The sequence below is a fragment of the Methanobacterium veterum genome (assembly GCF_000745485.1).
GTDB classification, from domain to species: Archaea; Methanobacteriota; Methanobacteria; order Methanobacteriales; family Methanobacteriaceae; genus Methanobacterium_D; species Methanobacterium_D veterum.
This window is the reverse complement of record NZ_JQJK01000017.1, coordinates 53,503-67,610: the sequence shown is the minus strand read 5'-3', so window position 1 is coordinate 67,610 and position 14,108 is coordinate 53,503. Positions and strand designations below refer to the sequence as shown.

The 14,108-nt window shown below is 33.2% G+C and carries 9 protein-coding genes and 1 pseudogene; 4 read left to right on the top strand and 6 right to left on the bottom strand.

The annotated features are described in order from the left end of the window. The first annotated feature begins 6 nt into the window (after positions 1-6). From EJ01_RS10020 to EJ01_RS10005, 4 genes are all read left to right on the top strand, one after another. The gene (locus EJ01_RS10020; protein WP_048081951.1) at positions 7-639 is read left to right on the top strand and encodes an endonuclease V; all 633 of its coding nucleotides are present in this window, start codon (positions 7-9) and stop codon (positions 637-639) included. Between the two features lie 121 nt (positions 640-760). Beyond that, complete coding sequence (locus EJ01_RS10015) at positions 761-1,141, top strand: DUF120 domain-containing protein (protein ID WP_048081950.1); 381 nt, start codon at positions 761-763, stop codon at positions 1,139-1,141. A gap of 109 nt (positions 1,142-1,250) precedes the next feature. Then, complete coding sequence (gene ribB, locus EJ01_RS10010; RefSeq protein WP_048081949.1) at positions 1,251-1,934, top strand: 3,4-dihydroxy-2-butanone-4-phosphate synthase; 684 nt, start codon at positions 1,251-1,253, stop codon at positions 1,932-1,934. 637 nt (positions 1,935-2,571) lie between these two features. Beyond that, positions 2,572-2,838, top strand: a complete 267-nt coding sequence (locus EJ01_RS10005) for a hypothetical protein (RefSeq protein ID WP_048081948.1) — start codon at positions 2,572-2,574, stop codon at positions 2,836-2,838. 28 nt (positions 2,839-2,866) lie between these two features. Here EJ01_RS10005 and EJ01_RS10000 read toward each other — a convergent pair whose 3' ends face one another. The 6 genes and pseudogenes from EJ01_RS10000 to EJ01_RS09975 form a co-directional block, all read right to left on the bottom strand. Then, entirely contained in the window at positions 2,867-4,369 is a 1,503-nt protein-coding gene (locus EJ01_RS10000; protein WP_048081947.1) for an AAA family ATPase, read from the bottom strand. Between the two features lie 29 nt (positions 4,370-4,398). Next, positions 4,399-5,769, bottom strand: coding sequence for an Asp-tRNA(Asn)/Glu-tRNA(Gln) amidotransferase subunit GatA (gene gatA, locus EJ01_RS09995; RefSeq protein ID WP_048192875.1), 1,371 nt, complete (start codon positions 5,767-5,769; stop codon positions 4,399-4,401). 525 nt (positions 5,770-6,294) lie between these two features. Continuing rightward, complete coding sequence (locus EJ01_RS16550) at positions 6,295-9,555, bottom strand: chitobiase/beta-hexosaminidase C-terminal domain-containing protein (RefSeq protein WP_052376051.1); 3,261 nt, start codon at positions 9,553-9,555, stop codon at positions 6,295-6,297. 118 nt (positions 9,556-9,673) lie between these two features. Continuing rightward, a complete protein-coding gene (locus EJ01_RS09985; RefSeq protein ID WP_048081945.1) occupies positions 9,674-10,747 on the bottom strand; it encodes a hypothetical protein in 1,074 nt (357 codons plus the stop codon). A 53-nt stretch (positions 10,748-10,800) separates the two neighbouring features. Continuing rightward, positions 10,801-12,807, bottom strand: a complete 2,007-nt coding sequence (locus EJ01_RS09980) for a CARDB domain-containing protein (RefSeq protein ID WP_048081944.1) — start codon at positions 12,805-12,807, stop codon at positions 10,801-10,803. A gap of 458 nt (positions 12,808-13,265) precedes the next feature. Then, positions 13,266-14,045 (bottom strand): annotated as a pseudogene (locus tag EJ01_RS09975) (heparan-alpha-glucosaminide N-acetyltransferase). Between the last annotated feature and the right edge of the window lie 63 nt (positions 14,046-14,108).

The following is a 14,108-nucleotide window of genomic DNA, read 5'->3' as shown; positions in this document are numbered from 1 at the left end:
ACAGTTATGTGTTCATACAACTTCCCTCAAAAGCTTGCAGATATCCAATACAGCCTATCCAAAAATATAATAGAACAGGACAGCTTTAAAAATGTCCATACAGTGGCAGGGGCCGACATATCCTTTGAAAAAGATGATTGTGCAGTTGCAGCTGCGGTTGTAGTTGATCTGGATGATCTTACTGTTATAGATTCAAAAGCCATTGAAGTTAAACTTTTATTCCCTTATATTTCTGGATTTTTAGGGTTTAGAGAAGCTAATGCTGTAATTTCTGTTTTACGGAAGCTAAATAATGAATTTGATGTTTTAATGGTGAATGGACACGGCATAATGCACCCCCGAGGTTTTGGTCTTGCTTCCCATGTTGGACTTCTGATGGATATGCCCACAATTGGAGTTGCCAAAAGGTTAATTAAAGGAAACTACAAATATAAAAGTGATAATTCATTAAAAACCGTAGAATTCATGAATAAATCTGTGGGAGCATGCAACAGGCAAAAATGCATTAGTGTTGGGCATAAAATATCTTTAAAAACCGCAGTTGACATTGTGCGCGAGACATCAATATTTAAAATGCCGGAACCATTGAGACAGGCCCATATACTAGCTACAAATACCATGAAAGATAAAATTAAATGATTAGTTTTGAATTTTGATTATATGGCCTAAAAATAAACCATATATAATTAAAGGCTACCTAAAAGCCAGTAAATGATACAAAATATCAGTAATATCAAAATAACGTAAAAACGTGATTTAAATGGATATTAAAGGAACTGTAACTTCTGGACAAGGAAAAGGAGCATATTTTATGTCCCTACCAGTATACAAAACTCAATTTGAAAAACAGCTTAATTTCAGCCCATTTCCCGGTACTTTAAATATAAAAATAAGCGAAGAGGAAATCGATACAATCCACAGGATCGATGAAGATAAACTGAAAATCATTGAAGGTAAAGAAAACTTTGGAGATGTTCTGCTTATACACGCCACCTTAAATGATGAAATAGACGGAGCCATTGTTTTTCCAAAAAAAACCACCCATAAAGAAAATATTCTAGAATTTATAACATCTAAAAAACTCAAAGAAACTATAGGCATTAAAGACGGAGATTCTGTTAAAATCAGCCTTAAATATTAATTTTTAATTTATGTTTTAGTTCACCCAAACTATTAAGTATAAGATATATGATGTATTCTATATCGACTTATTAAATTTATAAAATAATTAAAAAAGGAGTTACCACCACATGATAGAAGACGCAATTAAAGCATTTAAAGACGGAAAAATCGTCTTAATATTTGACAATGATAACAGGGAAAGGGAAACCGATATGATCATTGCCGCTGAACACATGACCACTGAACACATGACAACCATCAGGAACGATGCAGGAGGTCTTGTTTGTGTCCCTCTTTCAGCAGAAGTTTCAGATAAACTTGGAATTCCATTTATGACAGACATAATGGATGCAGCAACTGAAGAATATCCTGTACTCGGAGAATTATCACCAAATGACATACCTTACGATGAAAAATCAGCTTTTTCCATAACAGTAAACCACAGGAAAACATTCACAGGCATAACAGACAGTGACAGGGCATGTACCATAAAAGAATTAGCCCTTTTATGTAAAAATGAAGAGTTCGACAAATTTGGAAAGAATTTCAGAGCTCCAGGACACGTTACATTACTTAGAGCTACTGAAGGGCACGTGCTTAAAAGGCAGGGCCATACTGAAATGAGTATAGCTCTTGCAGAAATGGCAGGAACTACTCCTGTAGCTGTATGCTGTGAAATGATGGACGACGAAACCGGCGGTTCCATGACTACCGATAAAGTCGCAAAATATGCTGAAGAGAAAGGACTCATCTTTTTAAGCGGGGATGAAGTCATAAAAGCATACCACGAGTTTAAAGAAAACCAAAAATAAGTTGGTTAATTTTTAAAGGCATACGCCTTTAACGATTTTTCATTTTTAAAATATTAAATTCTATTTTACTAAAATCAGATGAAAATACCACATTAATATAAATATCCCTTAATTTTTAAAATTCCATTGAAAAATGGCAGATTATTATACTGCTTTTAAGTCATTATTGCCTTTTAAATCCTATTATTCAATTTATTTTAAATTTACATTATTAATCATAGTTTATTTTTGATTTGGTTCTATTTAGGGGTTTATTTGGTAAAAATTTGGGTGTAAATCGGAAATAAATATTTATTTTTAAAACGCCTTACATTAAAATGAAGTTAAATCAAAACAAGGAGGTGATAAAGGTAAGAATATTATAAAAAAAGTTGCATTAATATGTTTATTTATTCTGGTTGGTAGTTTACCAGTATTTGCTGCTAATTCAACCAGTATAAATCATGAACAGCTTCAGACAAAACATCCACAAACATCAAACCAAAATGACAATACCATTATAACTGGATTTAAAAAAATACATTCACTATTTACTCAAAATGAAGACCTCCAGAAGAGTATAGAAAAAATATATGATGACCTGAATAAAGAACACACTCCACGAAACAGAGACCCAAAAACAGAAATAGAAAATTCAATGAGAAACGAAATCAAAACACAGTATATTAACTCAGTAAATCAGATAAATAACAACAATACCCAGATAGAATCGCTGATTAACGAGAATAACAATCTAAAAGAAGAAATAAGCAACTTAGAAACAGTACACAAAACAACAAAACAGAAAATTAATTCGACTAAAAGTGAGATAAACAGCAACAGTTCAGAGATAGAATCACTGATTAACCAGAATAAAGAGTTGATGGAAAAAATACAAAATATGGATAAAAATTCAACAGAATAACCTGAAAACCTATTTTTTTATATTTTTTTTAAAATTTGGAAACTATTTCTTCATAGGGCATATAACCTCTAAAATCAGGAATTTCGGCCATTTTGAAGATTTGATCCATATTTAAATGTTCTTCAACTGTTTTCATAGCATTTAAACAGAACTCTTCCAATTTAATTTCTACTTCAGGAGTATTGCCTCTTTCTGTCATTTTTACCTTTGGAACTTCAGCTATAACACTCTTACCTGTCATTTTAGTTATATAAGACGACGCAACCTTTGAAATAGATTTATCGTAAACCCTGTTTAAAATTACGCCGCTTGTTTTAACTCCAATTTTATCCATTATGCTTATGTGGCCCACGATATCCACCGCTGCAGTTTCAATTCCGCCTTTACTGCATGATGAGACCATAATAACTGGAATATTGGCAGCCCTTGCAATTTCGACCGACGAAAATGGAGTTTTTTCATTTAGCAGTCCTGTAAATGCACTCATAACTCCTTCAATTAAAACAAGGTCATAATTTTGATTTTTTAGGTCCTTAAGAACATTTTCTAAGTCCATCCATCCAAGTCCGCCTATTTGAATAGATGAGAATTTTTCCATATTTTCTTTATTCAGGTAAAGTGAAGGCACTAAATCCCTTATATCCGGCCCTACTTTTAATACACAAACTCGATAACCTCTTTTTCGTAAAGTCCCCACGATTCCTGTTGTCAAGAATGTTTTTCCAGAATCTGAACCAGTGCCCACCATCATCAGGACCTTCGGAAGCTCCATATTAGAGGGATTTGCTGGAGAATTCAATGATTTGACAGAGATATTCGTATCTATACCTATTTCGCTTCTAATCTTCTTTGAAAGTTCAGTATTCTTTTCTTTAATCTCCAAAATATCTTTTTCAGCTGCACCTATAAATTCAAGGATATTATCTACAAGTGCAGGATTTTCATCGAGGCACCCATGAACCATCGTACCAGTAACATTCCCTTCACCATTTCTAGCCCCAGATAATATTTTGCGAGGGTTATCCTGATAATCTGTCCTTTTAACTGTGCTTAAAAAAAGAGGAGTTGCATCTCCTTCAATTAACCCGTAAGTATGGCAGTGAAAACCTGTAACGGTCTCCCCAACTATGCCCTTAGTTAAAAATGAATCTTCAAGTATTTCAGCTTCAACTCTGTCTGTTCCGATCATAGGGCGGAACGACACATCCAGAATTCCTAGGCCTTCCCTTTCAATAGGGCACGGCGAACGTCTCCCAATGTCAGTCTTATTTGCAAGCAGCTGGAACCCAGAGCACATCCCCAAAATAAATTTTCCATCATGATTCATTTTCATGATTTCCTTTTTGAGATCTTCTCCAACACTCTGTGATTCAATTATGCTCCCACCAGGTATTATAAGCCCGTCAAGCACATCACTAGCTTTTTGACCGTTAACCAAACCATTTTCTTTTACAATATGTGTTGGTAGTTCACCGAAATTCTCAAAAAGGGGCAGCGCACCTTTTACATACAGGATACCTATTTTTTTCATTGTTTCCACGCTGAAAAATAAAAATTTGGTTAAATCTGTTCAAGTCCCGCCATTACTTGAACGATTTTAGCATCATCTAATGGTTTTCCCTGAATCTGAAGTCCAACTGGTATTCCATCAACTTCTCCAGCCTTCATACTTGCTGCGGGAATTCCTGCAAGGTTTGCTATAACTGTCAGGACATCGTAAGCATACATTTCCATTGTATCCAGTGATTCACCAAGTTTGTGAGGGAGTTTTGGAACTGTTGGGCCTACTATTACATCCACACCACCGAGAAGCTTGGTTATTTCTCTTCTAATTAATGATCTTGCCTGCAGTGCTTTTTTGTAGTATTTTCCGCTGTATTCTTTCTGGCTGATGTATGAACCTATGTGAATTCTCCTTAAAACTTCATCTCCACATACATCTTCAATTCTGTAACCATATTTTCGGCCGTCGTATTTTCTTGTTGCAGAGAAAAATTCAACATAGTTTATGAGGTAGTAGGTAGGTAGACATAAATCGATATAGTCGAAGCTTAATTCCACTACTTCAGCTCCTGCTTCTGTCATTTTATCGATCCGATCTTCAATTATATTGACTATCTTGTCATCAGAAACATCAAAGAACTCTTTTACTACACCCACCCTCATTCCTTTGAGGGCATCCTGTGACTTTTCAGTTATACCTTCAAAATCAGGAGTATCTTTCAGGCTTGTGCATTCAATTGGGTCGTATCCTGCGATGGTGTCGAGCATTAAAGCGATTCCGCCAGCTTCCTGGGCAAAAGGCCCTATCTGATCAAGACTCATTGCAAGGTCAAGTAATCCCTGCCTTGAAACTACACCATAAGTTGGTTTAAATCCCATAACTCCACAGTGGGATGCAGGGTTTCTTATGGATCCTCCAGTATCAGATCCTAATGAGAGATCACACATTTCCGCTGCAACTGCAGCTGCACTTCCTCCACTTGAACCTCCTGGAATTCTTCCAGGTGCAGCAGGGTTTTCAGTGTATCCAAAATACGATGTTTCAGTGGAACTTCCAGCTGCAAACTCATCCATGTTGGTTACACCTAAAATTATACCATCCTGTTCCTTTATTCTTTTAACAACAGTGGCGTCATAGCTTCCAAAGTAGTTTTCAAGAGTTTTTGAAGCTGCTGTGATTTTAAAGTCTTCAACATTGATGTTGCTTTTTATCCCCACAGTGAGACCTGCAAGTTTTCCTACTTTACTACCTTTTTCAATTTTAGAATCGATTTTCTCTGCTGCATGGATCGCTTCATCCTCATTTATTTCTAAAAAAGCATTTATACTGTCATTTTTCTTTTTTATTGTTTTTAAAAAGCCTTCTACATTCTCTAAAGCTGTTATTTCATGATTTTTAATTGATTTGGATTTATTTAAAAGACTCATGGCCACACCTTACTGTTCAATAATAAAATGATTATTTAAATATCAATAAATCGTGCTTGTGATTAATCATTGAGATAATTTATTTATAGTTAATTACTAAATAGTTTCTCATTACATTGTATTATCGTTTTAATTGACTTAAAGAGCATAAGAGTGAATACAAATAGGCTATTCTTATAAATCATCTAAAATTATAGTTTAGCATGTTATGTTATTCACTACGATCAATATGATATGTTAGTTATCTTGGTTATAATAAATATCAGTTGCTAATATAAAAATTTAATATTGAATTGAAATTATTTTAGTAGAACTCAAATAATCTTTGATTCAATAATCTGTTTTACTAAATAGTCCAAATAATATTGAATATAATTCTGTTTTATCCTTAATATTACAGTTCAACAGATGAGAGTACTAACAAAAAATGCACCATTATCTTCGTCTTAGACCCAATATCAGTTTTAAAAAATAAAAATTAAAAAATAAAATATTGAAACAGCACATGCATGTTTCAGCACTATTTTATGTTATAGGTATGTTTGCAGATGACCAGGGTTTTACAGCAACAGATGTTGGCAAAACACCATAATTATAATAATAAGTCAATATTCTGCTGTAAAGGTAAATTAAGGATTTATAACCTACCTTCCCAAGGTTAGTCTGACCATATGATGGAACCGCACCATTTGTATCCATATAATTAATTATCCTTGCTGCTAAGTCTATGTATTCTGCCTGACTCAATGTTCCACTGTTTAATTGTTCAGTATTAGAGGAAGGTGAAGAAAAACTTCCTATGGTTAATGCAACATTGCCGTTAGAAGCTTTTGATGCTGTGGCCTGTGTAGCTAGATACAAGTACTGATATATACTTAGAGTTGAATTTCCTACTCTTACAGTGCTTGGTAACGCTTCATTAGTTTCAATATAGTTTTTAACCCTATTTGACGCATCTGCAATTTGATCTAATGTATAAACAGTGTCAATGATAGGAATATTTGCAGATGACCATGGTTTCACAGTAATATATGCAGGGTAAACACCATACGTGTCAAAGAAGCTCAATATCCTGCTGTAAAGATATATCATGGAATTGTAACCAACTTTACTTATATCTGTTTCACCGTAACGTGGTGCCTGCTGATTTGCATCCATAAAATCAGCTACTCTCTGAGCTAAATCAAGATAATCTACTGTACACAATGTTCCTGAAGCTTCTTCATAGGTACTTGAGGGAGGGGCAAAGTTACTTACTTTAACTAATTCACCTGCATCTACTGAAAGTATTACTGTAGCTCGCGCAGCCAGATATAAGAACTGTGTTATACTTAAAGTACAACCTCCTATGGTTACAGTGCTTGGTAACGCTTTATTAGTTTCAATATAACTTTTAACACTGTTTGCTGCATTAACAATTTGATCAGTTGTAAAAGTATCAACATTTACGGTGTATGTTTGAGTATAAACTGGACTCCAGTTGTTAGCAATGTCTATTGCAGCAAATTTCAAGGTCAGTGGACTACTGATACTAATTGGACCTGAATAAATATGTCTGGTACTGCTTGTCTGAGGATTACTTCCATCAGTAGTGTAATAAACCGTAGCATTCTCACTGGCATTTAAATTTACATGCTGTTCAGTATTGTAAGTTCCACCTGCAGGATTTGCGGAAACAGTAGGAGCTACAGTATCAATTGTGTAGATTACTGTATATACAGGAGATAAATTCCCAACTAGATCTACTGCCACAAATTTCAATGTTGTAGAACTGCTAATGTTAATTGGACCTGAATAAATATGTCTGGTACTGCTTGTTAAAGGATCACTCCCATTAGTAGTATAATAAACCATACCAGCTTCACTGGCAGTTAAAATCACATTCTGAACTGTATTATATACTCCACCTGCAGGATTAAACCCTACGGTTGGTGCTACAGCATCTACCGTATATATTTGAGTATAAACAGGACTCCAGTTATTAGCAGCATCTACTGCTACAAATTTCAGTGTTATTGGGCTGTTAATGTTAATTGGACCTGAATAAATATGTCTGGTACTGCTTGTTAAAGGATCACTCCCATCAGTAGTATAATAAACCATACCAGCTTCACTGGCAGTTAAAATCACATTCTGAACTGTATTGTAAGTTCCACCTACAGGATTTACTGAAACAGTCGGTAATGTATTATCTACAGTAATTGAAGTAGTAAAAACATATCCAGTTAACGTTACAATTACATTGGCTGTTCCTGAAGTGTTTCCACCAGTTATTGTAGCTCTTGCTTTACCCCTCGAAAATGACGGGTTTGATGTACTAATTGTTCCTAAAATGTAGCTGAAATCTATTGGTGTTTCATCAGGTATATTCCCCTGATTTGATGTATCCTGACCATTTGAATTGTGTGTCAAGTCTACTGTAACTGTAGAACTATTTCCCTCTTTAATTGAACTGTTTGTTGTATCTATTGACAATATGAGCCATGGATCATAATTTAAAAGCGATTCACTATTTTCATATATAATTGTTCCATTTACAGGTATGACACTGCCATTTACATATACTGGAGTATTTGTTCCCCACCAGTTATTTGTAGCATTTATCGCCACAGTCCCGTTAGTTAAGCATAATCCAAATCGAGTATTATTTGCTATTACGTTGAAGTTTACCAGTCCGCTTCCAGATTCAAAGTTTATTCCATCTCTTCCATTACTTGTAATGATGTTGCTGAGGATTTGAGGGCTTCCAAAGGTTATATAGATACCATCGTTACTATTTCCAAGGATTTTATTTCCAGTTACAACGTTACCGCCCTGAGATTGGAAATCACTATCTCCATCTAAAATATTGCTGAAATCAATTCCATTCCAGTTACCTGCAACGTTATTTCCAGATATAGTGATATTAGATGTATCATGGTTTAGGTAAATTCCTCCACCAGTTTGTTCACCTCTGTTACCATTGTTTTTAATAGTGTTTCCAGTTATCTGAATACTATTTATTACATTTTCGTCTCCATCTGCACCGCTAATTCTTATACCATACATAGAACTATTTATAATAGTGTTTCCAGTTATTTGACAGTTTTCTGAAATAAAGTAATAGTCGTTACATTCTATATCAACACCATAATAACATCCATTTATAATGTTATTGGTCACATTACACCCGTCTGCGCCTCCAAATAGGATTCCAAATGCGGCATTGGTTATATTGTTTTCAGTAACGTTACAATTTGATGCTACGATCATGATTCCTTTGACATTATCACGGTTTCCGTTGATTTTATTCCCTTTTACCTGTACATTACTGCCTTCAACTGCTATTCCCCCATCAACCGTGTAACCACTATCAACACCATCAGAATAGTCACTTTTAGGGTTTCCTATTGTTATGTTGTTTCCTGTTATCTGACAATCATCGGCATATGTTACAATACCTGATGTTCCACCTATTAAAGTAAAACCCTGAATAGTTGAACCAGCTCCATTGTAACCTATCGTTGCAACAGGTAAATTATAGTTTGAAGCATTGATAGTAACAGACCCATTAGCAATCAAATGAAGTTTACCCTTGTTTATATACAAATTTTCGCGATAAGAGCCATCACTTTTCGGATTAACAATTATAGTATCATTTTCAAGTGTGTTATTACTATCTATAGCCGCCTGGATAGATTGATAAGTACTATTAGAACCAACAGTCCAGTTTGTAGCAGATACTGCTCCAGAAGCGCTTAACATGAATAATAAAAACAATGAGAACAACACTAACTTCTTAAACATTTATTTCACCTCCAAATATATTCCTAACAAAATAATATAAACACCTAAAGTAACAACCTACATAGATACCATCTCCTCGTTAAAATTAAAAAATATAAAATGAATGTTTAAATTTCTATTAAATGAATGTTTTATTTTTAGATTTGTCCTCTTTAGCTGCTTTTTCGATATATACTGCCTGATCTTCCATATATTGTTTGAGTTGAGGATTTTTGTTGACTATTGTCTTAAGTGAGTTTTCTTGACTTTGTATCTTAGATATCAAATCTTGAGCAGTTTGATAGTGCATCCTTGCCCCATTTGTATCCCCATTTATAGCTAAACTTATACCAGTTTCCATTTCACTGTAATAATTATATTTTAAGTTGATATATTCTCCTAAAGCTTGAGCATATTCTTTTTCGTTAGTTGACATTGTATTGTTGATCATTTGGTAATTAGACGCTTGTGCTTTTTTAGTTATAATTTTCATTTCTTGATATCTTTCTTGGGCTTCTTTCAAATTTTTTATCTTCTGTTGAGTGCTGTTGACCTTTGCATTTAAAATAGAATCTGCTTCAGGTTGCATTAAATCATCAAAAGCTAAATAATAAATTTGATCTCCCAATGAATCTTTGTATTCTGCATCCATGTCAGATTGGTTAAGAGAATATCCTATAAAAACAGCTATAACAATTAAACCCATTATAAAAGGTATTATCAATTTAATGTTTTTTTCTCTTATTACATTTACAAAAGTACCTATTATTCCTCCTAAAAATCCCCAAATTGCATAACTAGGCATGAAAAGAAGAAAAATAGATCCATTTGAATCTCCAATTGAAGTCATAAAAAGAAATACGCCTGCAAAACCTATTATCAACCCTGTTAATGTCCCATTTAAAGAAGGCAAATAATCATAAGCAGCCCTTATATTTCTATTATAAGATAAAATACTTGTAACACCGCCGCCCACAAGTGATGCAGGTAAAAGACTGTAAAAGAAAATATTTTCAGGACCTGTAATAAAATAGCCAACAAAAGCTATTATCGAAGCAATTATAACTCCAACTTCTATACTAAACCAATTAGGTCCAGATATTACCCCATAAATTGCATTTTTAAAAGATAATTCTTCATAAAAAGCTTTTTTGCACTTTTTACAGTACCTTTCTCCATCTGGATTTTCTGCTCCACAGTTTTTACATTTCATATCAATATTTCCTCTCTAAAAAATATGATTGAAAAACAATGCTTTCAATCTTTTTATTTATTTTCTATAGCGTAGAAATTTTCTAATCTTGTTTTCAGTATACTATCTCCCCAGTAATCACTTGAATGGACCATCATCTTCACAGCAAAGTACTGATGATATCCAGACCCTGAGGCCCAATGAGTTACGAAGTAACTTGTGACATTAGGTTCACATGTTACATATGGATTAGAGAAACATGCATTCCATGGTCCATCTGGAGAATCTGAATAGTATTGCCATATGGCACCATATGGATAAAACACCTGGAAACCATCTGGACTATATACAGGATTAGTAGTCTCATAGACAAATGTAGGCGTTCTAATGAATACTCCAGGATCAAGCAATAAAGGATGATCCGCTTTGAAGTAATACGTAATAGAACGAGGTTGATTTGGATCATTACTAGAAGGTTCTGAAGTTGTATTAATAAGTTGCATTCTATCTATTGCCATAACATTTACAGTGCCATATGCCCCATTATTACCCTCATCTGTTTCATTAACTTCATTGCCCTCATCAACAACAACTTTCAATGAATTAGTTCCACGTACCGTAGGAGTCCAACTAAAAGGTAATGTAATATTACTTTTTCCATTTAAACCATTCACTCTTTGAGTACTTACAAGCTGATATTGCATAGGGTTCCCACCAGTTCCATCCGTACTATTAACATACAATGAAACATCAAACGATTTATTAATGTTACCCCACTTATTGGTAAATACAGTCACATTTATTGTATTAGGCTCATTCAAAAACGCCGTAATTGGTGGATTCAATTCCCCCGAAAGATCATAATACTTAAATTTATAAAAAATGCACCATTCATGATCACAACCATCTCCTACTGCATCATTTGCTGTTTTAAATGCCCCTGCAAGTACTGCTCCTGAAATTTCACTTATAAAATCTTGATAATCCAAAATCCCAAGTCCATATTCGGCTAAGATAACAGAATCCATACATTCAATAGCTATACCCCATGTAATCACGGTACCTAAAAATATTCCAGCAAAATTTAGTTCAAACATCTTATTTCTACAATCCTGACAAACAGGGCCTTCTGTTTTTTCAAGATATTCTACTTCTGCATCAGTATCTATTGAAGCCATCGCATATGAATTTATAGTTATCATAACTCCCGCAACTGCAATTACTATAAGTGGAATAAACGCATGCGCTTTAAGTGTTCCATTTACATTAGTAGATGAATTACCTTTTAGAGTATATGTTCCATTTTCTGTCAATTGGAGATCAGATGCATCTACGATTTTTACCTCCATTGAAACTCCACCTGCTTTCAATTGAGCTGTAATGTTTTTTATTTCATCAATTTTATCCTGAATTTTTGCATAATATTGGGTTGTTTGTGTAATTTGCATATCTGGATTATTTTCTACAATCCATGCATTTCCATTTTCATGTCCCGCTTTAATTTGATTAACTTTATTGGTTAAATTATCAGCATCATTAGTACTTATTACAGTCCCATTTGCAGCGGCTATTTGAGCATTAATTTGATTTAATAAGTTATATTCATATTGGAGTTCAGATTTAGCTTGTTCTTCATTTACATCATTTATAGAGTTAATTGCTGCATTATTTGTTTGTAATGCAGTATTTATATTCAAAAGAAGCTTTTTTTTAGTTGTAGAACTCATATTAGAACTATTAACACTAGATTTAAGCTCTTGGAGTTTTTGACCAGAATATTCCGCTATCGCAGTTTCGTTAGATTCATTACACATTATATTTAATTCGCCAACACTTTGACTTAGATTAGATATCAATGCATCTCTTGTCTGATTATCCATTGTTTGATTAATCGTTTGGTTATCTGTAGTCTGATTAGTACTGTTTTCCGTCTGATTTGTATCATTTGTTAGTATATCTTCATCAGTAATATTTAAAGATCGACTTTGATTAATACTTGCACTTATAACTGCTGCACTGGATATTGTACTAATTAAAAATATCAAAATTAAAATAGAAATCTTTAACCTGCTTTTAATCAATAATATCGCCTCCATTAAAGATATTAAATTCACATCCATAAAAATATTAAAAAATGAGTTTGTGAAATTAAAGTAATAAAAAAATAAGCTTAAAAAGAATTAATACAAAAAACAGCAATTTATACGTTTTTTTTACAGTAAAAAAATAATAACAATATTTTGTACTAATTTGTGAAATTAATCACATAATAAAGTATTATAGTTAGTTAATATGGTTTTAAAATTATAAAAACATGTAAAAATAAAGTATCAAACTAAAAGGATTATAATTCTTCATTTTTAGTTATATAATCAATTATATTGGGATATTATTACAATATCTACTTTTCGATGCTCTTTAAATCTTATTATATCCAAAATAAGATTTAAAATACAATTACAGACTGTAAATATAACTAATATAAAAACACGCGTCATTGACATATATAATAATCAATTAAAAGATAAATTTGTCCCAATTAAATGGTATTGAAGAAATAACTGATATCTATGAGGCCAAGAAGATACAGCAGTATAATTATTATAGGCTGGTGAATTAAATAAATAAGCAGTGAATGTTTCCCTAAAAAGCTTGATATCTTCACAATCAAATTATTGGACAAATCAGGCAGTTTAAACTGCCTTACATATTTTTCATAAAGTGTATTTCCAAGAAATAGCCCCAAAGAAACTATTCCTAACCAGGGCAGCAGTGGGAAATAGTCCACAGAGTAAAAATTACTTGGAATAAATCCAAGCCATAAAAGGCCGTAAAAATCAAATCTAAAACCCATTAAGAAAATCCCTGCTGCAATAAATAGCATCCCCACAAACAAGTTAAGATACTTACGTTTTATAAACACGTATTCTAAAATGATAGCTATTCCTATAAAGTGAAGAATTCCAAATACAATGAATCCATCCCCAATAAATATCCATGTAGCGGCGGTAATTAAAAGCCCCTAAGAAAATATTTTAAGCCCTCTATTTAAATACTTCAAAAAAAGCTCTTTTTCAGTTAGATGATACTTTGAAAGCGTTGTTCTTGTATAACTAAGACTTAAAGATACTCCCACTACAAAAATAAACATAGATGCAGTTATACGTGCAAACCACCATAAAAATCCGGAATATATGTTGAAACTGTAAATTCCAAAATAATTCAAGTCAAATATAAAATGGAACACTACCATCATTACTATTGCAAGTCCACGCAGGGAGTCCACTTCCCAGAAGCGCTTATTTAAATTGGAATTCATTTAAATACCTTTAAACATGGAAATTTATATTATGACTTAAAATTCAGTTAAATATTGATTTAT